Origin of the sequence: Phocaeicola faecalis (assembly GCF_021730445.1) — a bacterium.
Classification (GTDB): Bacteria; Bacteroidota; Bacteroidia; order Bacteroidales; family Bacteroidaceae; genus Phocaeicola; species Phocaeicola faecalis.
This window is the reverse complement of the sequence record NZ_JADNRM010000008.1, coordinates 14,673-39,230: the sequence shown is the minus strand read 5'-3', so window position 1 is coordinate 39,230 and position 24,558 is coordinate 14,673. Positions and strand designations below refer to the sequence as shown.

At 41.3% G+C, this 24,558-nt stretch carries 16 protein-coding genes and 4 tRNA genes; 10 read left to right on the top strand and 10 right to left on the bottom strand.

Annotated features, from left to right (window positions below; all coding sequences use genetic code 11):
• Position 1: 1 nt before the first annotated feature.
• From IR173_RS09625 to IR173_RS09605, 5 genes are all read left to right on the top strand, one after another.
• Positions 2-658, top strand: a complete 657-nt coding sequence (locus IR173_RS09625; RefSeq protein ID WP_237039424.1) for a phosphatase PAP2 family protein — start codon at positions 2-4, stop codon at positions 656-658.
• Positions 659-697: 39 nt separating this feature from the next.
• The gene (gene gcvH, locus IR173_RS09620; RefSeq protein ID WP_237039423.1) at positions 698-1,078 is read left to right on the top strand and encodes a glycine cleavage system protein GcvH; all 381 of its coding nucleotides are present in this window, start codon (positions 698-700) and stop codon (positions 1,076-1,078) included.
• Between the two features lie 18 nt (positions 1,079-1,096).
• Positions 1,097-1,606: a 5-(carboxyamino)imidazole ribonucleotide mutase gene (purE, locus tag IR173_RS09615; RefSeq protein WP_237039422.1), complete on the top strand. Its 510-nt coding sequence runs from the start codon at positions 1,097-1,099 to the stop codon at positions 1,604-1,606.
• Positions 1,607-1,749: 143 nt separating this feature from the next.
• Positions 1,750-3,597, top strand: coding sequence for a 4-hydroxy-3-methylbut-2-en-1-yl diphosphate synthase (locus IR173_RS09610; RefSeq protein WP_237039421.1), 1,848 nt, complete (start codon positions 1,750-1,752; stop codon positions 3,595-3,597).
• Positions 3,598-3,609: 12 nt separating this feature from the next.
• Complete coding sequence (locus tag IR173_RS09605; protein WP_237039420.1) at positions 3,610-4,524, top strand: glutaminase; 915 nt, start codon at positions 3,610-3,612, stop codon at positions 4,522-4,524.
• Between the two features lie 105 nt (positions 4,525-4,629).
• Here IR173_RS09605 and IR173_RS09600 read toward each other — a convergent pair whose 3' ends face one another.
• The 3 genes from IR173_RS09600 to IR173_RS09590 all read right to left on the bottom strand — a co-directional run bounded on the left by IR173_RS09600 (position 4,630) and on the right by IR173_RS09590 (position 8,774).
• Positions 4,630-5,100 carry a hypothetical protein gene (locus tag IR173_RS09600; protein WP_237039419.1) on the bottom strand — a complete coding sequence of 157 codons (471 nt, stop codon included), beginning with the start codon at positions 5,098-5,100 and terminating at the stop codon, positions 4,630-4,632.
• Positions 5,101-5,280: 180 nt separating this feature from the next.
• Positions 5,281-8,232 carry a hypothetical protein gene (locus tag IR173_RS09595; RefSeq protein WP_237039418.1) on the bottom strand — a complete coding sequence of 984 codons (2,952 nt, stop codon included), beginning with the start codon at positions 8,230-8,232 and terminating at the stop codon, positions 5,281-5,283.
• Positions 8,233-8,276: 44 nt separating this feature from the next.
• Positions 8,277-8,774 (bottom strand): helix-turn-helix domain-containing protein, encoded by a 498-nt coding sequence (locus IR173_RS09590; RefSeq protein ID WP_237039417.1) that lies wholly within the window; start codon positions 8,772-8,774, stop codon positions 8,277-8,279.
• 641 nt (positions 8,775-9,415) lie between these two features.
• Between IR173_RS09590 and IR173_RS09585 the strand changes: the two genes are divergently transcribed.
• Positions 9,416-10,468, top strand: a complete 1,053-nt coding sequence (locus tag IR173_RS09585; protein WP_237039416.1) for a putative phage abortive infection protein — start codon at positions 9,416-9,418, stop codon at positions 10,466-10,468.
• Between the two features lie 68 nt (positions 10,469-10,536).
• Here the strand turns inward: IR173_RS09585 and IR173_RS09580 are convergent, their stop codons facing one another.
• The 6 genes from IR173_RS09580 to IR173_RS09555 all read right to left on the bottom strand — a co-directional run bounded on the left by IR173_RS09580 (position 10,537) and on the right by IR173_RS09555 (position 22,391).
• Positions 10,537-13,347, bottom strand: coding sequence for a hypothetical protein (locus IR173_RS09580; RefSeq protein ID WP_237039415.1), 2,811 nt, complete (start codon positions 13,345-13,347; stop codon positions 10,537-10,539).
• Between the two features lie 44 nt (positions 13,348-13,391).
• Positions 13,392-13,892, bottom strand: a complete 501-nt coding sequence (locus IR173_RS09575; protein ID WP_237039414.1) for a helix-turn-helix domain-containing protein — start codon at positions 13,890-13,892, stop codon at positions 13,392-13,394.
• Between the two features lie 1,546 nt (positions 13,893-15,438).
• Entirely contained in the window at positions 15,439-18,702 is a 3,264-nt protein-coding gene (locus IR173_RS09570) for a coiled-coil domain-containing protein (protein ID WP_237039413.1), read from the bottom strand.
• Positions 18,703-18,746: 44 nt separating this feature from the next.
• Entirely contained in the window at positions 18,747-19,244 is a 498-nt protein-coding gene (locus IR173_RS09565; RefSeq protein WP_237039412.1) for a helix-turn-helix domain-containing protein, read from the bottom strand.
• A 416-nt stretch (positions 19,245-19,660) separates the two neighbouring features.
• A complete protein-coding gene (locus IR173_RS09560) occupies positions 19,661-21,361 on the bottom strand; it encodes a S41 family peptidase (RefSeq protein WP_237039411.1) in 1,701 nt (566 codons plus the stop codon).
• A gap of 43 nt (positions 21,362-21,404) precedes the next feature.
• On the bottom strand, positions 21,405-22,391 hold the full coding sequence (locus IR173_RS09555) for an adenosine kinase (RefSeq protein ID WP_237039410.1): 987 nt from the start codon (positions 22,389-22,391) through the stop codon (positions 21,405-21,407).
• A gap of 80 nt (positions 22,392-22,471) precedes the next feature.
• On the opposite strand from IR173_RS09555, the gene IR173_RS09550 reads away from it, so the two are divergent.
• The 4 genes from IR173_RS09550 to IR173_RS09535 all read left to right on the top strand — a co-directional run bounded on the left by IR173_RS09550 (position 22,472) and on the right by IR173_RS09535 (position 22,830).
• Positions 22,472-22,545, top strand: a tRNA-Asn gene (locus IR173_RS09550).
• A gap of 21 nt (positions 22,546-22,566) precedes the next feature.
• Positions 22,567-22,640, top strand: a tRNA-Asn gene (locus IR173_RS09545).
• A gap of 21 nt (positions 22,641-22,661) precedes the next feature.
• Positions 22,662-22,735, top strand: a tRNA-Asn gene (locus IR173_RS09540).
• 21 nt (positions 22,736-22,756) lie between these two features.
• Positions 22,757-22,830: transfer RNA gene (locus IR173_RS09535), tRNA-Asn, on the top strand.
• A gap of 101 nt (positions 22,831-22,931) precedes the next feature.
• Here IR173_RS09535 and IR173_RS09530 read toward each other — a convergent pair.
• Positions 22,932-24,479 carry a sulfatase family protein gene (locus IR173_RS09530; protein ID WP_237039409.1) on the bottom strand — a complete coding sequence of 516 codons (1,548 nt, stop codon included), beginning with the start codon at positions 24,477-24,479 and terminating at the stop codon, positions 22,932-22,934.
• Positions 24,480-24,558 lie beyond the last annotated feature (79 nt).

The following is a 24,558-nucleotide window of genomic DNA, read 5'->3' as shown; positions in this document are numbered from 1 at the left end:
TATGGAAGCAAACGAAACCACCGGTTCTCTGAAAGAAATCAGGAAAAGTGACCCGTTAGAGATAGGCTCACGCATCATATCAGGTATATTCACGCCTTTTATGGTTCCATTTCTTGCCTTTTTCTTATTATTCTTTTTCACCTATTTGCGCATCATGCCCCTCCAATATAAATTGGTGGTACTGGGCATCGTCTATTGTTTTACCATCTTAATGCCGATGCTTGCCATTTATCTTTTTCAGAAAATCAACGGCTGGGGCATTCATGAACTGGGACATCGTGAGAAACGTTTTGTACCTTATGCCCTGACCATTGTCAGCTATGTAGCTTGCCTGCTCACAATGTACAAGATACACTTGCCGCGCTATATGTCGGGCATCATTGTAGCCACACTCATCTGCATGGTCATCTGCATTGTGATAAACTTTAAATGGAAAATCAGCACCCATGTTGCCAGCAGCGGCATGATGGTGGGCGGCCTGTTGTCATACAGTCTGATATTCAATTTCAATCCTGTGTCTTGGCTCTGTTTTTTCATTTTGCTATCAGGAATGCTGGGGACAGCCCGCATCATCGTAAAGCAACACACTTTATTAGAGGTTTTGGCAGGATTTATTGTCGGATTGTTTTGCGGTGTCATAGGAATTTTGTTTATTTGAAGAAAAATTTTAGTATTAACCTTATAAATTAGAAGCATTATGAATTTCCCAAGCAATGTAAAGTATACCGAGGAACACGAATGGATACGCGTAGAAGGTGATATCGCTTATGTAGGCATTACCGATTATGCACAGGAACAACTGGGTGACATCGTTTTCGTAGACATTACTACTGAAGGCGAGACCTTGGAAAAAGGAGAAGTTTTTGGTACTATTGAAGTAGTAAAGACCATCTCAGACCTGTTCCTTCCGGTTGCAGGAGAAGTTTTGGAACAAAACGAATCATTGGCAGACAACCCCGAGCTGGTCAACCAAGACCCTTATGGCAAAGGCTGGTTGGTTAAAATCAAACCTAATGACGCAAGTGACGTCAATGATTTGATGGATGCCGAAGCCTACAAAGCTTTAGTAAACGAATAAACTACAGAAAAAATATACATGAAACCTATTGTAAGTATTATCATGGGCAGCACCTCCGACCTCCCCGTCATGGAGAAGGCCGCCAAGCTACTGGACGAGATGCACGTACCTTTCGAGATGAATGCTTTATCGGCACACCGCACTCCCGAAGCAGTGGAAGAGTTTGCCAAGAACGCTGCAAGCCGTGGCATTAAAGTCATTATCGCTGCTGCAGGTATGGCCGCAGCATTGCCCGGTGTAATTGCTGCCAACACTACACTGCCTGTCATTGGTGTACCCGTGAAAGGGTCTGTTCTCGACGGTGTAGACGCACTCTATTCCATCATCCAGATGCCTCCCGGAATTCCGGTTGCAACAGTTGCCATCAATGGTGCAATGAATGCCGCTATTCTGGCCGTACAGATGTTGGCTTTGAGTGATACAGAGCTCGCAGCTAAATTTGCAGACTACAAAACCGGCTTGAAAAAGAAAATAGTGAAAGCCAATGAAGAATTGAAAGAAGTAAAGTTCGAATATAAGACGAATTGATTCTTTAAACAAGCATTGCTGAAAAGCTGCGCTATAAAAAACACGGGCAGAAAATATTCTTTCCTTCTAATCAGGATAGGATATTTTCTGCCCGAAAATTTAAAACGAACATTTACAACCCCTTTAAAGATAAGGAATTAACCATGACCGATTTATTCAACTATTCACGCCGGGAAGCCTCCGAAGTAAACATTGGAGCTACTCCAATGGGCGGTGCTAATCCCATCCGCATCCAAAGTATGACCAATACCGTAACAATGGATACCGACGCTTGCATAGAACAAGCCAAACGGATTATCGACGCAGGCGGTGAATACGTGCGTCTCACCACACAAGGTGTGCGCGAAGCCGAAAACCTGAAAAATATAAATATCGGATTACGTTCACAAGGCTATGACACCCCCTTGGTAGCCGATGTGCATTTCAACCCCAAGGTAGCCGATGTAGCGGCACAATATGCAGAAAAGGTACGCATCAATCCGGGCAACTATGTAGACCCTGGACGCACTTTCAAGAAGTTGGAATACACCGATGAAGAGTATGCACAAGAAATAGAAAAGATACGCACCCGCTTCATCCCTTTTCTGAATATCTGTAAAGAGAATCATACCGCCATCCGCATCGGTGTAAACCACGGTTCTTTGTCAGATCGCATCATGTCACGGTATGGTGATACCCCCGAAGGCATGGTAGAATCGTGCATGGAATTCCTCCGCATCTGTGTGGAAGAACATTTCACCGACGTCGTTATTTCCATCAAAGCCTCCAACACGGTAGTCATGGTAAAAACAGTCCGCTTGCTAGTAGCAGAAATGGAAAAGGAAGGCATGGCATTCCCCCTCCATCTGGGTGTGACCGAAGCCGGCGACGGTGAAGACGGACGTATCAAGTCGGCTTTAGGCATCGGCGCATTATTGTCCGACGGCTTAGGAGATACCATCCGCGTATCATTGAGCGAAGCCCCGGAAGCAGAGATTCCGGTAGCACGTAAACTGGTCGACTATATACTGACGCGTGAAAATCATCCCTTCATCCCCGGAAAAGAAGCGCCTGAATTCAATTACCTCTCCCCTTCACGCCGTAAGACAAAAGCCGTGCGCAATATTGGCGGCGATAACCTTCCGGTAGTAATCGCCGAACGTTTGGAAGGAGAGGACGAAATAAATCCCCAATTCAAGCCCGATTACATTTATTGCGGACAAACAATTCCCGAATCACGCGATAAGGGAACAGCCTATTTGGTAGATGCCGGTGCCTGGAATCCTGAAAAAGAAAATGTGTATCCCGCCTTCAACTATCAGCAAATGATAGAACTGCACCACACCCAGGCCGATTTAAAATTTCTGTTCCTGCCTTACATGGCAATGAATGAAGAAGTGATTGCCGCCCTTAAGTTACACCCGGAAGTGGTTATCATTGCACAAAGCAATCACCCCAACCGGTTAGGCGAATATCGCGCCATGGTACATGAACTGATGACGGAAGGACTGGAAAATCCTGTTGTATTCTTCCAATACTATCAGGAAGAAGAAGCGGAGAACTTACAGATTAAGGCAGCCGCCGATATGGGTGCATTGATTTTTGATGGTTTCTGTGACGGTATCTTCATTTATAATCAAGGCTCACTGCCACACACCGTAGTAGATACTACTGCTTTCGGTATCCTGCAAGCCGGACGTATCCGCACCAGCAAGACAGAATACATCTCATGCCCCGGTTGCGGTCGTACTTTATATGATTTAGAATCGACTATTGCCCGAATCAAAGCCGCCACCTCTCATTTAAAAGGCTTAAAGATAGGCATCATGGGCTGTATCGTCAACGGACCGGGTGAAATGGCAGATGCCGATTACGGTTATGTAGGAGCCGGACGAGGTAAAATCAGCCTTTATAAGAAAAAAGAATGCATTGAAAAGAACATCCCTGAAGAACAGGCCGTAGAGAAATTAATTGAACTGATTAAGCTGAACGGCGATTATATTGAAATATAAAATATCTGTGCCATGAATTATCAGCAGATACTCGAAAATATTTATCAGGAGATACAGCCTTTTGCCGGCATCGGCAAACAGGCTGACTATATTCCTGCATTGGCAAAAGTAGACCCGGATCAGTTTGGCATTTGCATCAATACCATTCAAGGAGAAACTTTCATGCTGGGACAAGCTGACACTCGTTTCTCCATCCAGAGTATTTCGAAAGTATTTTCACTTGCCGTATGCCTCAGTCTTGAGGGAGATGAATTGTGGAAAAGAGTGGGGAAAGAACCGTCGGGCACTGCCTTCAACTCCCTCGTACAATTGGAAGTTGAGAAAGGAATTCCCCGCAATCCGTTCATCAATGCCGGTGCCATTGTATTGGCAGATATACTTTTAAAGCACTCAGCGCATCCCGAAGAAGATTTCCTCCACTTTATCCGTAGTATCTGTGGCAATGATACTATTGATTACAATAAAGAGGTAGCGATATCCGAACGTGAAAAAGGTTATCTGAACGCAGCCATCGCCAATCTGCTGAAGTATCATCATAACATAGAGAATGACATCGAGCGCATTCTTCATTTCTACTTCCTCCAATGTTCTGTTGAAATGAGCTGTTATGACTTATCCAAGGCTTTTCTGGCTTTTGCCAATCACAAACAGCCATTCGCATTTGGGAATACCAATCTTACCGCATCGCAAGTGAAGCGTATTAATGCCATTATGCAGACATGCGGTTTTTACGATGAAGCGGGAGAGTTTTCTTACCTTGTGGGGCTACCCGGAAAGAGTGGTGTGGGCGGTGGCATAGCAGCTGTCTATCCATTGCGCTATTCGGTAGCAGTATGGAGCCCGAGATTGAACCAGAAAGGAAACTCGGTAATGGGAATTAAAGCATTGGAATTATTGACAACGCAAACGCAGGAATCTATCTTCTAGAAAATAAAAGTGAAGAGAGAACGATATCCATTCTATCGGAATCAGTTCTCTCTTCATCTATCGTAAAACAATAATCACTCTCTCTTCCTATTTTAACCAGCCATTTTATGACTTGCGTAGTACTACCTCACCGGGAGCCGGAGAATTACTTTCCCGCGGATTTAGCATTTCCTTACTGGATTGATTTCGATGCTTAATGCATAAATACCAAATGCCATCAATCTTCACAGGATTAAACATAAAAGCCATCGTCGGAGCATTTCCATCCACATCTTTCTTTGCAAATTCAATCTTATATTTAAGATCATTACATCCCTGAGTGGAAAAACTAAAATGCTCCAAATGATAATCCACAACCGGGAAGGTACTGAAATGCTTTTTAAGATTTTCCGCATTCTCATTTGTAAGTCTTACCGCTTCACCATCTTTAACCACATAAAGCATTCCTAACGCTGCTTCTATATTGCCGGCCTTCAAGCTATCCATACACTTCTGAGACATTTCGAGAACCGTAATGGAATCCGTCTTTGTCAATGAGCCGACGAATTCTTTTTCTGCATCAGCATAAGTCCTCATACGCTCTTTTGTTTCTTTTCGTCCACATGAAAACGACAAGCAACTTAATAATAAAATAAAAACGATTTTATCTATTTTCATTTGCAATACAATTAAGATTAGTCCACCAATAATAAAAGGTGCGCTGACAACAACGCACCTTCCATCTATTCAATTGCTAATAATGCAATACCTGTTCTATTACTGGTTTGCTTTCGTTGATTCAACATCACACTTGGCTACAGCTTTCAAAGTACCCCAATAATAAGTAATTTCCACCGGAATCCACAATGTGAATTTCTGAACATTACCTTCATTATTCTTGTAAACAATCTTAGTAGTATTCAATGCTGCAACATCTGCAATATTTACAGTATTAGTAGCACTTTCTGCTCCATCTTCTGTAACGGACAACTGCAATTTATCTGTAACTTCAGAAACTTTCTTTCTAGTTCCGGTCAAGTCACATTCTGCATTGGCAATATCAACTTTAATAGTCTCGAATTCATAATAAGGATACAAAGAAACACCATTCTCTACAGCGCTTTCGTACACACCGGCAGCATTCTTAACGATTAATGCTTCTTCACGCCAGTCCTTCAGGTCAAACAAATCACCTAAAACAATAGAAGAACCATTTGCCTGAGCATCAATAAATTTAGCTTGGTCACCATCAAGAACATCAACCGGACGCAAGAAACGTACCTTGAAGTTTTCTGTGCCTAAAGCCAACTTACACTCATCATAAGTAGCAACAATTTCAACATTTGCAAAATGCTTGGGAATCAAGTGACCGTATAAGTTCAAAAGTTTCTTAGCACTGTCGGTAGTTGCATAAGTCAGGGTTCCATCAGCAGCAATAGAAGCTACAAGATTATCTGCAACATCTGCTGTACCTACATACAATTTAGTGTGATCGGTACCACGAACAAGCTGGTACTTAACACCATTCTGGTTAGGATCTGCAATTTCAGGTTGTGTAGCCGCAAATTCATAAGAATAAGCTGTGCCCAAAACTTCCAAATCATAATACTGGTTTTGAGTTGCAGAAGTCTTAGCTACTTTAACCACATTGCCTTCAAAATTATCATCCAAATCCTTAGAATAATCCTCTACGGTCTTATCATTAGTAGCAGGTCTCGGAACATTCATACGCACAGTATCTCTCTTAGCTACAGTAGACTCTGTAGTAGGATACCAGTAAGCCTTGATCTTATCTCCGAATGTTACTTCCGGCTGTTTTGCTATAGTCACAGTAAACGGTACATATACAAAGAATTTTGTATCAGTCTTAGACTGGAAGCAAGCATACAATGTTACAGTGCGGCCTTCTAATTTAGAAATGGCATCCATTTCATCAAAGTCTGCTGTCCATGTAATAATATCATTCGTAGTTGTTACATTTGTAAAGTCACTAGAGATTGTCAACTCACCGTATACGTTATTTTCAACCTCAGCAAATGTCTTCTGACTGTCATTGGTGATGTAAGTCTTTCCAGCTACAAAATTGAATGAATTAACAAATTCAGCCTTAGTCATCTTCAACGCTTCAATAATCTTACCGGACATATCATCCCATGTAATGCCATCTTCGAAGCCATCACATACATAAGGTTTAGTTGCATTAAATACCTCAGGCAAAGTTTGAATACCCAAATCCTTAACGATATGCAACTTAACATAACCTGCAAGGACAATGTTTTCGCCATCCATCAACTTAACCAATACGATAGGGGTTCTACCTACAGCAGAAATACCGTCTTCGTTCGTGCTACATGGAGTAGTATTGCCATTTGCATTTACATAGCAAGGAGTAAAGATACCATTGTTATTTACTGTACCATACTTATTTTCTTCTGTATTATTAGCACCTGTCTTATAACCTAACATTTCATATTCAAAATGCAAGCCATAATCAGCTACATCAGCATACGCCATAATCTGGTGTTCAGCATCATCAGCAGCAGCCTTAATATCAGCCTGAGTATAATGTACATTCAGATACTGAGTCAAGTCAAGAGTTCCGCCATTATACTTAACGTCGATAGTTGCATCTTCTTTAGCTGCATCTCCACCTGTGATATACAGTTCATGCTGTTTAGCGCCCAAAGCACAAGCAGGATTTTCTGTTTCCAATGTATTGAATGCAATCGCTTTAAAAGTAACTACAGCCGGCAAAATAGCAGCATAATCAGAAGTAACTGTTGTATCTTTGGCTTCTTCGTTCTGATAAGTACCGGTCAAAGCCATTACAGACACATTCTTGTCAGCTACAATTTTCAGTTCAGCAGGGTTTTCTACTTTATAAACCACTTCCAAATCACCATTAGCCAATTGTTGGCTAGTACTGTATACCGGTTTAGGAGTTACAGCAGCACGTACAGATGCATCCACATATTCAGGTTCACTATATAAGAATCCCCAAGCGACATTGGTCAAATTTGCTGTGGTAGGATTTACATGATAAACAGCTTTAGCTAAAGAGCCAATTGTATAATCACCTTCAGCAGCAACATCTATAAAGGTATTTTTTTCAGCGATAGTAAACTCAGCTCCCTCGGCATTTTTCTCGCCTTCGCTTTTTCCTGTAAATGCTTTATAAATACCTTGAGCATAAGGATAACGAGTCGCTTCGATACCATTTTCATACAAAGCAGGAACGAACACCAAACTACTCAGCTTATCACCGATAATAGCTAGCAATTCATTTCTAAGTTCTTTAATTCTACGGTCAATTTCAGCCATTTCAGTTTTACCCGCATTTTGTTTCAGGTTATCAACATCCGACTTAACTGAATTTAAAGTAGACTCAATAGTACCTAACTTATCTTCCAAGTTGTCAACTTTAGTCTGAGCAGCAGTCACTTTCTCTGTCAAGCTTGTTATAACAGCAGCATCAGCCTTACCTGCTATCGCAGCTTCCAAAGCAGCCTTAGCTGTCGCCAGTTCAGAAGTTGCGCTCTGCTTAGCTGCATCAATATTAGCCTGCAACTGGGCGATCTGAGTACTCAGCGTCTCGGGAGTAACAAGCTTGTCAATTTGTCCTTGCAAATTATCGATGTCATCATCGTAGTCCTTACAAGATACAAATGTTCCTGTCGAGGTAACCATTAAGGCTCCGAACAGGATTGCACTTAAAAACTTTTTGTTCATAATAGAAAAACTTTAAATTTATAAATTTAAAAAACTAAAATTGGTTATACATAATCTATTGGTTCTGAGAGGTCTGTCCTCTGTTCATACAAAAGGTAACGTTTGGGAGATACCCCCACCAGTTTACTGAAAGCAGCATAAAATGTACTTCGCGACAGAAAACCACACCGTCCGGGAAGCTCTTCCAACGAACACTTACCTGAGCGGAGCAGTTCTTTGGCATATTCCACGCGGTATGTGTTCACCAAATCTTTCAGGTGGCAACCGAAATAGCGGTTTACCACGTTCGACAAATAGGTTTGGTTCGTTTCAATCATATCGCTCAACTTATTCAGTGAGAGCCTCGGGTCAAGAAACACCTGACGTACTTCCAAATAGTATAATACATATTTATATAGCTCACAATCAACTTTTCTTGCTTTTTCCATTCCATGACCTGTGAACTTCTGTTCCCAATAAATATGGGCAGCCCGAAAAAGCAGTTTCTTCTGCCTTTCGGAAGTAAAAGTGCGCTTGTCACGGTGTAAGAACAGATAGTCCATTGTATTCCATTTTTACTATTCTAATACTAAATAAATACACATACTTTCAGCCCATTTTAAAGAGCCAGAATCGGTGTATCTCTTAGTAAGAGATATGCCGAACATACATAATCACCTTATTATTAATTATTTAAGGCAATAAAAAATTGTCCTAAAACTTATAACTAAAGATATTTTTGCACTTGACTCGTGATTTTTCTTCTCAAAAAGTTTTAATTATCAAAACTTTGTGTAAATTTGCAGCGAAATGTATATCTCTTACTAAGAGATATACATTTTTTCAAGTTTCTCTCCTAGAGCTATTCAACACATAATCAGCATATTAGCCTTATTCCCGCACCTATTTCCTATCACTTTAGGCAGTGTTTAAAAATGTAAAAACACACATTCTAAGGAACTTATAGATTTTCTCCGAATACTTAATAGTTTCTGAAAAAGAACTAAGGCTTTTTCAAAAAGGCTCCATCACTTTCAGAGATGAGTATGTTAGCCCAAACCTAAGGTAGCATAACCAATGCAATTTTAGACGAACCATTTGAGCAAACCCTTTTAAACATTTATCTCAAATTTCTTTGTCCATAAACAAGATGAGCTAATTTATTTTACTATGTTTGTGAAGTACAACGTAAATCTACTTATATATGGGAACACAAAAAGATACGAAGAAAAAGATTGTATTAATGAAACGCAAAAGAAAATTGTATTTTACCGGAGCACTCATTTTTGCCATAGGAGCATTAATAACTCCTATTCTCCTTACACAATTAGATATCTGTGTCATCCATTTGGGAGAGCCTAAAGATGTAGGAAGCATTATTGGCGGCATTACAAGCCCTTTTTTAACTCTACTTGCTATTTGGCTCACATTTGAAGCTTTTTGGGTTCAATATGAGTCCAACCAACATCAGATAGAGATTAGCCAAAACCAAGAAGAAATTAGCTTAAAGCAAGAAGCCGAGGCAGCAAAACAACGCATGGATATAAAGAAAGAGCGCTTTGAAAACAAGTTCTTCCGCTTTTTGGACTTACTACACAACCAAGAAGCAGGTATCCACATGACTAATGTAGGAGATGCAAAACAGGTATTCCATTTTATGTTTTATGAATTCAAGGCTATCTACTATTTAGTACACATCTCAAATGTATATAAAGGATGTCATGATAGAAAAAAATATGAGCTAGAACAATCATACTATTTATTTCTGAATGGAGTAAGCAAATCATCAATTTCAAGATTATCGGAAACCTGTTCAGACAAGTTACAGAAAAAAATAAAAGAACTGAATAACGTACTCTTATTATTACAGGAATCATTCCTTATAAATGGCGGTAAGCCCAAATATCTAAAAGATTATGGAGACGCCAACATTAAACTGTTTGACGGTCATCGATTAAGGTTAATATCCTATTATCGCACTGTTTGTACTATTGTCCAATATGTATATCAAAACATTCAAAACCAATCAATAAAGGAAGAAGAGAAAAACGTTTATAGAAATATCTTATTATCTCAGTTGTCGGAACATGAAATTGCATTGCTTAAAATAATATATAAGTTTGACAAACTACAAAATGTTAAGTTTATCCTTAGCGAATATGAGCAATTGGTAGATTGTTTCTTTAGCAAGACATTATCTCAATACATTGTCTCCGAAACCATGAACTGCGATTCTGATCGGTTTATTGATGTATAATAAAAAAGGAGAAGAGTATAAACCTCTCCTCCTCTTTTTATTCTAAATGAAACAGTAGTCAATAACTATTATTTCAATGTAAGAGTTACGTCACATGCTTTAACATAGCCCCAGATATCGGTAACCGTAACAGTCAATTTCGGATTAGATTCTCCTGTAGTTGATTCACCTTTCACTACAATCTTACCATGCTTGTCTGCCGTAGCTCCGGTAGCCGCAGTCATTTTAACTTCAGTAAGCAAAGCCGGTTTATCATTTTCTGATTCTTTTGCTTCAACTTTCTCGATTTGAGGATCAGCCCATGCCAATGCGCCGTTTTCGCCAACTGCATCAGGAACTACATTGTATGCATTGGTTGTTTTGTTAGTATAGTCATAACCCTTAATCATTGCAGAAGTAATGGAAGCACCTGTTTTCAGGTCATTACGATTTACCTCAATCGGTTTACCATCTACACCTGATACTGTACCTTCATAAATCGGACTCATCAATTTAATCTGGAATGAGTATTCTTTTTCTGCAGTTTCAGTATATTTCCAACCTTCATAATCATCAGCAGAAGCAATTACTGTCAATGCTTCACCATAACCATACTCACGCTTATCTGTTTTACTCTTAGTAACCTCTTCATTCAAACCGACATAGATGTTTTCAAATGTTACGTTTTCTGTTTTCGCCTTATATTCAAATTCATCTTTGCCTTCTGATGATGTTTCGTCATCGTCCTCACCTTCAGATGCTGTTGCACTTGGGGTGTCTGCTGACTCTTTTTTACTCTTCTCTTTGAAGATTGCAATTTCCGTAGAAGCCTTTTCATCTTCACCCAGTTTATCATCATCCTTGAATGCGATAGTAGTATCCAAATACTTCTTGAAGTACTTAGTCAACAGAACTGATTTTTCAGCAACCGTGCCATTGCTGCCAATTCCATTACCAAGATAGAAATAAGCATTGATTGCGTTAGTAGTCTTGTCTTGGAATGCCGGTTCTATTTCAAATGCTTCAGACAATGCCGGAGCCACGAACTTAACAGGAACTACGATGCGGTTCAATACTGACGGAGTATTGTCTTTGAATGTGATACTTACATAATAAGTTGTGTTCAACTTCATTCCAGCATTCTTAGCCTTTCTGTTGTCAATAGTCAGACGAATATAGTTGGCTTCATCAGCAGCAGCTGCTACAGCGGCATCTTTCTTAGATTCTTTCAGAATAGAAGGAGTGAACAAGGCTTCATCGGCAGCAATCACACTGGTTGCAGATTCTCCCTCACCAACTGTGACTTCATCATTCAATACACCATCTTCATATTTTTCATACAGCGCATAAGTTGTCTCGCTAATATCAGCATTCAATGCCCAAGTTTGCAACTTAGCACCTAAATTGCTCTTCATCAATGCCAAATCAATATTGAAGTAGTTGTCTTTATCAGCAATATTCTTGGTTATCAGTTGATAATCCTTAGTAGGAGCAATTACGGTTGACAATGAGATTTTGACAGAAGTCTTTTGAGTCTTACCGGCATTATCCACAGTATAGATATCCATCGGAAACTCTCCCTGAAGAGAAGCTTCATCCGGATTCTTGCCTACAGTAAACTTATGAGTAGCATTATCCCAAGTTACACCGAATGCATTCTTATAGGTATCTTTCACATCAAAGAACATATCATACAGAGCAGCAGGCTTATCAAATGTTACTTCGTATGCCTTACCCACTTCTATTTCGGTGAACTCTCCGGCTGTTTCAGCACCAAGGTCTTTAGCTTCGTCCGCGTTGATATTATATTTAGTCAACTTTTCTGCCTCACCTGTATTCACTACAACCTGATAGGCTGTGCGATACGAAGAATTTGCATTTACAGCATAGCCTTTATAGGTTTTAGTGCTCTCGCTCTCAGCAGCAGCGCCGGCAGCCTCATCTGTTATTTCAATAGCTTCCAATTCTTCCGCGAAGTCATCAGCATTCGCCTTGGCTACTACAAAGTTATCCAGCACCAACGAATACAGTCCATTGCCATAAGCAGCTTTTGACTGTACGGAAACAGTCTGATATTCTTTATATTCCTTAGCAGTGAGCTCAACATAGTTCAATGTTTCGTTCTTGCTGTTAGTCAGCGTAAATGTGATGCCGGTAGCATCGATATCCACAGGGTCAATGCGCAAGTCAATAGGGGCCTCAGCAACATTGGAATATACCACATCACCGGCGTTCGGCAAAGTTTTGGGACCTTTCCAGTCTGATGCCTTTGTAATGACATTCTTGTCTTGCGCCAAATTCCAGGGGGTGGCAGCTGCAAGCGTCAATGTCCTGTTATCACCCAAAGACAAGCCTGTAATTCTGGAAGTGGCAGTCGGCAATTTCACTTCAGTTGCTTTACCGTCTTTATCATAAATAGTCAAAGTAAAGCCGTCAGTCTGAGAACCGGTAACTGTTACGCCTGATGCGGGAATACCGGTTGTCTTGTAAGTGCCGTCTTCTTGCAACACAGCCCATTTGCCGTCTTCAACCTTAACAGCCGGCTTGAATTCAGTAACAGGAGCGTCAGCAGACACTTTAATGCCTGTTGCCTTGTTGTCAATGTAAAGTTCACCGTTTTCCACCTTACAGATTGAGCCTACTTCATCTTTCAGTTCAATAGTCTTGTTTCCGGCGTTTTTGAAAGAGACAACAATATTATCGCCATCTTTGGCTACATTGGTAACATAGTCACCCTCACCGATTAACTTTTTCAGTTCTTCGATGCCTGCTTTGTTAGCATCAATTTGTCCCTGCAAGTCCTTGATGTCATCGTCGTAATCTTTACAAGACACAAATGTTCCTGTTGACGAAACCATCAAGGCACCGAACAGGATTGCACTTAAAAATTTTTTGTTCATAATAGAAAAACTTTAAATTTATAAATTTAAAAAACTAAAATTGGTTATACATATTCTATTGGTTCTGAGGACTGTATCGCCCTCTGTTCTTGTTTCATATATCTTTTGGGAGAGACACCCGTCACCTTTTTAAAGGAGGTATAAAATGTACTTCGCGACAGAAACCCGCAGCGTTGGGGCAGCTCCTCCAACGGACATTTGCCTGAGCGGAGCAGTTCTTTGGCATATTCCACGCGGTATGTGTTCACCAAATCTTTCAGGTGGCAACCGAAATAGCGGTTTACCACGTTCGACAGATAGGTCTGATTCGTTTCAATCATTTCGCTAAGCTTCTTCAAAGAAAGCTTCGGGTCAAGGTACACCTGGCGCACTTCCAAATAGTACAATACATATTTATATAGCTCACAATCGACCTTCCTTTTCGGAAACACTGCATTGCCCGCATACTTCTGTTCCCAATAAAGATGGGCAGCCCGGAAAAGCAGGTTCTTCTGCCTTTCGGAAGTAAAGGTGCGCTTGTCGCGGTGTAGAAACAGGTAGTCCATTGTACTCTCTTTTTATCGTCTCTTTTTCAGATAAATACACATTTTCCAAACCCTTAAAAAAGGGTTGCGTTCAGTGCATCTCTTAGTAAGAGATACACCGAACGCACATAACCGCTTTATTATTAATTGTTTAAGCCGATAAAAAACTGTCCTACAACTTAAGACTAAAGATATTTTTGCATTTGGCCTGTGATTTTTCTTCTCAAAAAGTTTTAATTATCAAAACTTTGTGTAAATTTGCAGCGAAAAGTGTATCTCTTACTAAGAGATGCACTTTTTTTCTTCTTCCTCCCCCAATTTTATTCATCACATTCCCAATAGATTAAGCATCATCAAATGTTTGTTTTAGTCCTGCTCTGTAAATCTTAACGGATGTCAACGTATCATAATGGAAAGACCTTGAAGTTTTTGGAAAAGACCAAAGAGTTTCCGAAAAAGACTTAAGTCTTTTTCAAAAAGACATAGAACTTTTCGCAAAAGCCGAAGCATTTGAAAAATCATATAGTTGCTAATTTGACCATTCCCTCTGCCGAATCGAATATTTGTTCCTGATTTCGGCAGAGTCTTCTATTGTATAATCCATCCACGAGGATAATCTTTCTACAATCCATCGCCTTTGGATGGGGCTAATAACCAGTCAATATCCAACAAAGCCACCCATTTGCGATAGCAGTGATAAACTAACTGTGTTTTTTCACCCTACAAGCAGAAATCTGCTTCTTCCTTACACCTTTCATTCGTTGCTGAAACGCCCTGTTGATGGGGCTCCGGTAGTGAAGGGACGTCTCGTCATCACCCTTTCAGCCTCCCTTCATTTGTAGAATTTCTTCCGACGGGACAAATACTGAAGGCAGATTGTGAAAGGACCTGGAAAGCGCGGCTGAAGGGAGGATGAGGGGATGTGCTGTCATCTTTAACCATCTGATAGCCAGTGTGCATTCATTAAAATGTAGGGATGAAGGGAGAAGAGGGAATGACCGGCTTCATGAGGGGAAACTCCCATCTGCCCCTACATGAAAAACATGCCGGGCTTTTAAAAAAAGGTGCTGAAGTTTTTAAGAAACATACCGAGCTTTTTTGAAAACTTCAAGGTCTTTTTTGCAGCATGGGAGTGTGTCAAAACTAAACCGGGCTATCCCATCGTCAGCTGTAGGGGCAGGGTTCGCCTGCCCGAAGACACAAAACAAACTGTTTTCGGGCGAGCAAACCTCGCCCCTACGCACGAAACGACAGCATTATCCACTGTAGTGTACGCATCGGGCTACACATACGGTGGCATAGGCCTGCACGTACGTACGCATCGGGCCACACGTATATACGTATAGGCCTACACGTACGTACGCGTAAGCCTACATATATATGCCTGAAGTGTCAGGTTCCGTAATATCAAATGGGCACCTATAAGATTATTATCGAGGAAATATTAAGCAAGCTTATCATAAGTCTTTCCATAAAGGAGCTCCTAAAAAAATTACCCCCGCCACAATTATTTGCGACGAGGGTAAGCTTTATTAGGAATAGTTTTTAAAACCTGCTCTAAAAACTATTATTTTGCAACGTTAGGAACAACTGTCATGTTCATTTCAATTACACGTTCGTTACCAAAGCAATCCTGAACTGTAATCTTCAATATAGAAGGAACATTGGCACCAATATTAGAATCCTTCTTAAGAGCTTCCAAATATTCAGGTGTTTTACCATCAGCACTCCAACTAATTCCGAAGTATTCAGAAATTTCGCCTGTTGAAACTGTTACGAAAGAACATTTCTCAGGTATAATCTTCAAGCCTTTTGCCTCAGCCAATACTGCATCATAGATGGCGTAATAAGAGCTCTTGCCTTTGATTACATTATCCAAAGTGACAACATCCTTACCATTCATGTACTTGAAGTCTACACCATATTTTATATTTTGTGCGAGTGCTTTATAGGTATCACCTGCCCAATCGAATGTATAAGACTTGCCATAAATATTGCTATAAATAGCCTTCCAGCCATCTGCTTCATTATCTATTACAATATCCTGAGTAGGAGTCTTAGATGAAACCTTACCATAGTTGTACTTAACGACTACATCATAAGGAGTTACATCATCAATCATTGCAAATTCATCCTTAGATTTATCAAGGCTCAAAACAGTATTACCGAAACCTTCAACCTTTCTATTTACAATCGGATTGTTGGTAGTGAAGAAGAATGTGTACTTATTGACAGCACTGATAGTGGCATCAACATTGAACATTTCATTGGTCTTCATTGTAGCTTCGGTAGCAGTTACAGGAGTAAATGCATTAGGAATAACATAGCACAAGTATGTCTTCTTGTCAGCTTGCAATTGATTTTCCTTCCATGCAGTACCTGCAGGCAAAGTAGTCGGAACAACCTTAGTCATAGAAACATTCAGAGTAGCAATAGCTACATCTTTATCATTCTTAAAGCTGATAGTACCGTTATAAACTTGGTCGTCAACATATTCTGTAACATTTATTCCATCTACACGAGTAGTATAAATACTCTTAACCTTAGCAAGTTCTTTCAACTCCTTACCCTTAAAGTCAGCAATGCTCTTAACAGTACCATCCTGCATTTCAAATTTAACATCAAATGCTGGTGATTTAGAATTTGGGTAAGAAGCGATATAAACTTTATCAGTTACAAAGTCAACACCGGCAATTGTACCTTTTGCCTCAGCATACTTCTCCTTCATTTCAGCTGCAACGTCAACCTTACCAGATAAGTTCTTATCGTAAGCGACATTAGCATCTGCAATGATAGTTGTCTTAGCAGAGATTACATCTGTAACAGCACCTACGCGTACATAGAATGCACGACCATCCGGGTCAACCAAAGTACCGTTAGAGTTTACAGCGTAAACACGGAAACCGATAACGTCATTGATGTCATTGATAGTGAAACCGATTGTTGCCTCGCCACCTGTAGTCTTCACATCATATACAGTATTGATACCGGTAATGTTCGGTTCATAAAGTTTTGTCCAAGTCTTGATTTCAGAATCGTCTGAAGACAAAGCACGTTCTTTATCCAATACCACATAGAAATGAGTAGCTGATGCCAACATATCGTCTGTCAATTTCACTTTGAATGAATTTGCAGTAGAAGACACAACCGGTTTTTCAACTGCTGTCTTAGCTGTATTCAAGCATTTAGACTGGCGGTTGTCTGAAGCATCTTTTTCTACATTAGCCAATGCACCTTCAAATACAGGAATGGCAGCAGGAGTGTCTATCCACTTATATTCTGCAGGAGCAGTAGTAGTAGCATCTTCTTCACTACGTTCATAGCGGTTGTGCAAACTAGCAACTTTCCAACCATCAGTTCCGGCCCATACATTGAATTCAAGTTCTGCCTTCGCTTCAGAATTGTCTTTTGTAAACGCTAAAGCATATTCAGATACTGCAGCTCTGGCAGCATTGTCTGTATCAGCAACCTTCACCGCAAATAAAATAGACTTTTCTTTAGTGTCTAAAGTCATATCAGCTTTTCCACTATAGTCATATCCTTCTTCTGATTTAACAACGGTTGTAGCCTTGTCATAAGCAGTTTCATCATATTTATCACCCACTTCCAAGTTTACAGTCCACAATCCTGTTGCTGAAATACCGGCGCGTGACAATACTTCACCTTTGTAAGCCTCTATACCTGTTACTTTCACCAAACCTTTTTCAACCAAGTCTACCGGAGTAGTACCGTCCAGTTGAGTACTGATAAAGTGAATGTCTCCTGCATTTAAAGTTGCAGTAACGGGAGAAACGCGAACAACCAAGGTAGCTCTCAGTTTGCTTCTTTCACCCTTAGTGAATTTAACAGCACCCGGCATTCCTTCACCGAAAGTCCAGTCAGCGATTGATTTAGCAGAAAGCAGTTCAATGTTGGCTGCACCAAGTGTCACATTTTCACCATTAATGATAGCACCGTTAGCCGAAGCATACAGAGAAACGTGAGTTACACCTTTGGCAATAGCAGCCCAAACCAAATCCAAGTTGGAGTTGATTGCTGAAATCTGATTAGACAAGGTTGTCAGTTCAGTAGCCATAGTTTCCAGTGTAGCCTGGATAGCTGCAATAGCATCTTGAGTTTCTTTCACATCGAATGCTTTCAGGCCATCCAAGATTTCCTGTTGTTCATCCAATGTAACCAGAATGCCTTCAATGGCAGTCTTGTTGGCAGCTACAGCCTCATCGTTTGACAAGATATAGGCTTCCAAAGCCTTTTTCTGAGCATCGATAGCAGCTTCATTTTTACCGATAGCTACCTTATTGGCTTTCACTTCAGCATCCAATGCAGTCAGTGTGCCTGCCAATTTAGTATCAGCATCAGCCAAAGCAGCTAAAGTTTCTTCGGTAGTTGTCTGAAATGCCTGCAAAGCATTGATTTTACCATTTACTTCAGCAATAGAAGCTTCGATTTCTGTAATATCACCTTTTACAGCCTGAATTTCCTCATCGGTTGCAGTCTGCAATTTAGTGATAGCAGCTTCCAACTCTGCCTTTACACCGGCGAGTTCTTCTGCAGCTGCAGCAATGGCAGTCTTCTGAGCTTCCAAAGCAGCCTTTTCAGCGGCATCTTTCACTTCTGCTATTTTGCCTTCCAAGCCGGTCTGAGCCGTTTGCAGGCTGGCGATAGAAGATTCAATGGCAGTGACCTTATCGCTCAGGTCAGTTTTCTGCTTGTCGATTTGCTCCTGCAAGTCCTTGATGTCGTCATCATAGTCTTTACAAGACACGAATGTTCCTGTTGACGAAACCATCAAGGCTCCGAACAGGATTGCACTTAAAAACTTTTTGTTCATAATAGAAAAACTTTAAATTTATAAATTTAAAAAACTAAAATTGGTTATACATATTCTATCAGTTCTGAGGGCACAGCCCTCTGTTCTTGTTTCATATATTTTTTTGGAGAGGCGCCCGTCATCTTCTTAAAAGCGGCGTAGAATGTGCTTCGTGACAGGAATCCGCAATGTTGGGGCAGCTCATCTAGCGTATATGTGTCCGAACGGAGCAGTTCCTTGGCATATTCCACCCGGTACTTGTTCAGCAAATCCTTCAGGTGGCAACCGAAGTAGCGGTTCACCACATTGGACAGATAAGTCTGGTTCGTCTCAATCATATCGCTCAACTTATTCAGTGAGAGCTTCGGATCAAGGAACACCTGGCGAACTTCCAAATAGTACAATACATATTTATATAGCTCACAATCGACTTTTCTTGCTTTCTCCATTTCGTGACCTGCAAACTGCTGCTCCCAGTAAAGATGGGCAGCCCGGAAGAGCAGATTCTTCTGCCTTTCGGAAGTAAAAGTGCGCTTGTCGCGATGTAGGAACAGGTAGTCCATTGTACTCTCTTTTTATCGTCTCTATTTCAGATAATTACACATTTTTCAAACCCTTAAAAAAGGGTTGCGTTCGGTGCATCTCTTAGTAAGAGATACACTTTTTTTCTTCTTTCTCCCAAAACCTTATTCACCACGTTCCCAATAGATTAAGCATCATCAAGTGTTTGTTTTACTTCTGTTCCGTAAATCTTAACGGATGTCAACGTATCATAATGGCGCATTCTGCAAGTTTTGAGAAAAGACCAAAGAGTTTCCGAAAAAGACTTAAGCCTTTTTCAAAAACGTGGGGAGTTTTAATCGAAACAGATATTGGGGAGAAGAAAAAAGGTGATGGCAGCACTCTTTTCCAAATAGGAAAGAAAGTACTGCCATCACCTTTTTCACCCCTGTTTATGGGTTTTCCGAAAGAAAATCTGTTATTTATCTGTCGGGACAGACAGGATTTTAATATATCCTTCTTTGTCTTTTAATGTTTTGATAGCCTGAGTCAAGTCAGCGTCATCTTTCATGCGTTCCAATATCACACCACGCTGGAAATAATGACGTTTCACGATTTCTTCGGCTATCGCTTTCCTTATCTGCTTGGAGAAACGATTCAACTCATGGTCCAGATTATGCGTCAGTTTCTTTTCCAAAGCTGCAAATTCTTCGGATGCCCCTTCCATATAACCTTCAAACTCGGCAATCTCCTTCAAGTTCTTCAGCGATTTCTCACTTTGGCGGTCATAAGTAAAATTGCGCTTCTTCAACATCTGCTTGAAATCATTATAGTCGGCATCTGTTACTGAGAAGTCTTTCACTTCACCAATGCCGGGATGCTTAATGCAGTACTGGGTGGCGTAATCAAAAATCATATCATCATTCAACAAGTAGAACATGATATTGGGGAAACGCTCTGCCTTGACTTCTACATCGGGACGGATACCACCGCCATCGCGCACCTCACGTCCCACAGCCGTATGAAATACAGTAGTCAGACTGTCAGGAATGCGTGCCACCGAACCGTCGGCATTGCGTTTGGCATAATCAATGGCCTGAATACAGCGTCCGCTGGGAATGTAATATTTGGCAGTTGTCACCTTCATGCTACTATTATAAGGAAGTTCACGCAGAACTTGTACCAAACCCTTTCCATAGGTGCGGTTACCCACAATCACAGCACGGTCAAGGTCCTGCAAAGAACCGGAAACGATTTCGGCTGCCGATGCCGTAGCACCATCTACCAGCACGGCCAAAGGAATTTCCGTATCTATCGGCTCATTGGATGTCTTATAAATGCTGCCGGCTTGCTTAATCTTGCCCTTAGTCACTACTATTTCTTTGCCTTTCGGCACAAAGAAGTTTACCACATTCACAGCTTCGCCCAATAGTCCTCCACCATTTCCACGCAAATCGAGAACAATAGAAGCCGCTCCCTGCTGCTTCAACTCAATCAACGCTTTCTTTATATCCTTGGAACATCCTTCGATAGCAAAAGTACTGATGGCAATATAGCCTATATTCTCATCTACCATGCCATAGTAAGGGACAGGATTGGTGCGGATGGTTCCGCGCGTAATCTTCAATTCCAACGGCACATAAGTGCTGTCTGCCGTGGGGCGTTCCAACTTCAGCACACAAGTAGTGCCGGGTTCGCCACGCAGATTGTCACTGACATAAGAAGTCAGTTCGTTGGGCGTTCTGTCTCCCTGTGCCATGTCCTTGCCGTTTATCTCCATAATAATATCTCCCGCCTGCAAACCGGCTTCGGCTGCCGGACTTCCTTCCGAAGGCTCGATAATGGCAACACGCTTGCGAGGAGTGTAATAACGGATAATAGAACCGATACCGCCGAACTTTCCACTGGTCATTTCTTTCAGTGTGTTGTCCTCTTCAGGATAATACTCCGTATAAGGGTCGGTCTGTGCAAGCATCGCCTCGATGCTATAATTGATTACCTTTTCGGGATCAATCGTATCCACATAGAACATATCCAGTTCCTTGAATACCGCATTGAAGATATCCAGGTTCTTAGCTATCTGAAAGTTACGGTCATCGCCTTTGCTAAAACTGAAAAGAGCACTTCCTGCCAAGCCGACACACGCTATAAATAATAAACTCTTAGTATTCCACTTCATTCTTTTATGTATTTGTTAACCGCAAATTAATACATTATTCTAATCAGGACTGCAGAAGCGCCTCTATATTTAACTTTATTTCGTCCCATTTTTTCTTTGATAAGGTTGTGCCCACCACTTGTATCACATTGGATGCCAAAATGGAACCGATAATGGAACATTTCTCCAAAGAATAGCCGCACGTGAGTCCGTAAAGGAACCCGGCAGCATAATAATCGCCCGCTCCGGTGGTGTCGACCACTTTCTTCACCGGCGGAATCTCCAGTTTGATACATTCCGTACCTTTCTTGATACAGGAACCTTGCGCACCAAGTTTCACAACCACCACACTGCACATGGCAGAAATTTCATTGATGGCTTCCCACGCATCTTTTCCCGTATAGGCACGCGCTTCTTCTTCATTGGCAAAAACGATGTCGACATACTTATTTACCAAAGTAGTAAAGAAGTCCAGTTCCTCCGCCACAATATTATAACTGGCCATATCCAGACAAATCTGTGCACCGGCTTCTTTAGCCAACTGCATAGCACGAAGAATCAAATCATGGTCTTGCACCAAATAACCCTCTATATATAGATAGGCATATCCTTTAAACATATCCAATGTGAGATTTTCGGCTTTCATGGTTGCCGCTGCCCCCAAATAAGTACCAAAAGTACGCTCCCCATCGGGAGATATAAAGGTAGAAGCAACCCCCGTAGGCAAATCGCCGACTAACAAATTCATGTCTATACCACGCTTCAAACCATTCTTTTTAAAATATTGCCCAAAATCATCTTTTCCTATTTTGCCGATGAAACCGGGCTGCGCTCCAAGGTTAGCCAACGCCAAAACCGTATTTCCGGCAGAGCCTCCCGTTGCTTTATGAGTCTTCATATCAGCAATTTCACCTCTGATTTTCAGAAACTTAGCTTCATCTATAAGTTGCATACTTCCTTTGGGCAAATTCATTTCATCCAACAGTGCATCGCCTTGCAAAGTAACAAGAACGTCAACCAATGCATTGCCCATTCCAATTATTTTATCCATTTACCTAAAATTTTTCTGCAAAGATATTGCATATTTCGAAAAAACCTATTATCTTTGCACCGCAATTAAGAAAAAAACATTCTTCCTTAGCTCAGTCGGTTAGAGCATCTGACTGTTAATCAGAGGGTCCTTGGTTCAAGTCCAAGAGGAAGAGCACAAAGAATTAATTGCAAATTCTTCCTTAGCTCAGTCGGTTAGAGCATCTGACTGTTAATCAGAGGGTCCTTGGTTCAAGTCCAAGAGGAAGAGCACAAAGAATTAATTGCAAATTCTTCCTTAGCTCAGTCGGTTAGAGCATCTGACTGTTAATCAGAGGGTCCTTGGTTCAAGTCCAAGAGGAAGAGCACAAAGAATTAATTGCAAATTCTTCCTTAGCTCAGTCGGTTAGAGCATCTGACTGTTAATCAGAGGGTCCTTGGTTCAAGTCCAAGAGGAAGAGCACAAAGGTTCGCAAATGCGAACCTTTTTTGTTTCTTATAAACTTAAAGAGGTGTGCCAAAACACCAACTTTGGAATTTTGACGCACCTCCTACGATAATATCAATAAGGTATAAGATTGGACAAAATCTTTTGTGTATACCATGGGTCATCAATGGTTTTCAACTGTCGGCCCATTTCTTCGCACAGTTCTTTTACGACTGCCGGATATTCTTCCAACGGCAAGTTATGAAGTTGATAAGGATCGTTCCAGTCATCAAAAAGCAAGCTTTGCGTAAGTTCCTTATTCTTCTTGTCTACATAAAATGCCAATGTATAGCGGGCTGTCTTTATGCCTCTCGCCTTCGGAAAATAACTGACCACCAAACCGTCTTTATCCTTGTCTCCATCTACATTCTGAATATAAAGTGCACCGGAAGGACGTGGAACAACATCATCTGCTCCATAAAACAGAGAGGCATAGTTGGTTCCTTGCACATTGTCGGGAATATCCTTATCCAAATGACTCAAGCCCAACAAAGTAGGCATAATGTCTGGTGAAGACAACAGCAAACTATCCACCCTCGGACGGATATGTCCCGGATAACGAACCATGAACGGAACATTCATCGACTCTGCATAAGGAGAATTTTTCGGGTCATCCGTAGACTGGCTACACATCGTTTCGCCATGATCGGAAGTAAAGACCACAATGGTATTCTTGTCCAACCCCAGTTCTTTCAGGCAATCAAGAATTTCACCGAATGCACGGTCTACTCCCGTAACCGAAGCAAAATAATAACGTGCCGATTCTGCCTTGGGACGGTTTCTGTCGGCATTCGGACGAATCAGCAGACTGTCGATAGGCTTATCCTTATACAGATTGAAGTCTTCCTCCATGCAGTCATTCAGTGTGCGATAAGGACTATGAGGCGGATTCATTCCCACCATAATAAAGAAGGGTTTTCCGGCATCACGCTGTTTTTCTTTGTTCCTGAGATAAGCGATTACTTGCTTGGCTTCGTGCAAAGGCGACCATTCTTTCGGTTCATGGCGTTTGCCGGCAGTATCCCAATAATGTGGATTCTTATGCACGTCAAAAGTACCGTAAGAATACCAGTAATTAAAACCGTGACGACGCTCGGGCGGAGTATAAGCATCCCACACCGGACGCTGCTCTTCTACATACTCACCGGGATGTGCCGGATCATTGGGAGTGGGGAAGTCTGCGTGCAGTTTTCCAAAGTAAGCACATTCATAACCATTTTTGCTGAACACGTCACTGACACATTCCACATCCGTACGCAATGAACTGATGGGGCGTTTGGAATTACAATTCAGAGGGACACCACTCTTGTTAGGATACATTCCGGTCAACAGACAACCACGGTGAGGGCTACTCAGCGGACAATTACTCATGGCGGAAGAGAGTACCAGCGACTCTCGGGCAAAGTTGTTGAGATGAGGGGTATGCACAGGATCGGCCTTGAAATTAACGTGTCGGCTGAATCCTTCTTCGTTCCAGAAACCCATAGCCATGTTGCGGTATTGGTCCGGAAATACATAAATAATGTTCGGGCGTTCTGCCACGACAGCAGAATCTTGTTTGCCGGCATTGCCGCATGACAACAGGCCAACTCCTCCCAGTAACGGTAAAATCAGGTTCTTCATAATAATTTATCTTTCGAAATGTTTTTCGCTTAAAAATCCGGTCTCATTGCTTTACAGCATAGCGAAGATAGGCCATTTC

Bases quoted from the DNA above. Each gene is read 5' to 3' on its own strand.
- IR173_RS09625 (WP_237039424.1), top strand. From the start codon at position 2: ATGGAAGCAAACGAAACCACCGGTTCTCTGAAAGAAATCAGGAAAAGT.
- gcvH (WP_237039423.1), top strand. From the start codon at position 698: ATGAATTTCCCAAGCAATGTAAAGTATACCGAGGAACACGAATGGATA.
- purE (WP_237039422.1), top strand. From the start codon at position 1,097: ATGAAACCTATTGTAAGTATTATCATGGGCAGCACCTCCGACCTCCCC.
- IR173_RS09610 (WP_237039421.1), top strand. From the start codon at position 1,750: ATGACCGATTTATTCAACTATTCACGCCGGGAAGCCTCCGAAGTAAAC.
- IR173_RS09605 (WP_237039420.1), top strand. From the start codon at position 3,610: ATGAATTATCAGCAGATACTCGAAAATATTTATCAGGAGATACAGCCT.
- IR173_RS09600 (WP_237039419.1), bottom strand. From the start codon at position 5,100: ATGAGGACTTATGCTGATGCAGAAAAAGAATTCGTCGGCTCATTGACA.
- IR173_RS09595 (WP_237039418.1), bottom strand. From the start codon at position 8,232: ATGAACAAAAAGTTTTTAAGTGCAATCCTGTTCGGAGCCTTAATGGTT.
- IR173_RS09590 (WP_237039417.1), bottom strand. From the start codon at position 8,774: ATGGACTATCTGTTCTTACACCGTGACAAGCGCACTTTTACTTCCGAA.
- IR173_RS09585 (WP_237039416.1), top strand. From the start codon at position 9,416: ATGGGAACACAAAAAGATACGAAGAAAAAGATTGTATTAATGAAACGC.
- IR173_RS09580 (WP_237039415.1), bottom strand. From the start codon at position 13,347: ATGAACAAAAAATTTTTAAGTGCAATCCTGTTCGGTGCCTTGATGGTT.
- IR173_RS09575 (WP_237039414.1), bottom strand. From the start codon at position 13,892: ATGGACTACCTGTTTCTACACCGCGACAAGCGCACCTTTACTTCCGAA.
- IR173_RS09570 (WP_237039413.1), bottom strand. From the start codon at position 18,702: ATGAACAAAAAGTTTTTAAGTGCAATCCTGTTCGGAGCCTTGATGGTT.
- IR173_RS09565 (WP_237039412.1), bottom strand. From the start codon at position 19,244: ATGGACTACCTGTTCCTACATCGCGACAAGCGCACTTTTACTTCCGAA.
- IR173_RS09560 (WP_237039411.1), bottom strand. From the start codon at position 21,361: ATGAAGTGGAATACTAAGAGTTTATTATTTATAGCGTGTGTCGGCTTG.
- IR173_RS09555 (WP_237039410.1), bottom strand. From the start codon at position 22,391: ATGGATAAAATAATTGGAATGGGCAATGCATTGGTTGACGTTCTTGTT.
- IR173_RS09530 (WP_237039409.1), bottom strand. From the start codon at position 24,479: ATGAAGAACCTGATTTTACCGTTACTGGGAGGAGTTGGCCTGTTGTCA.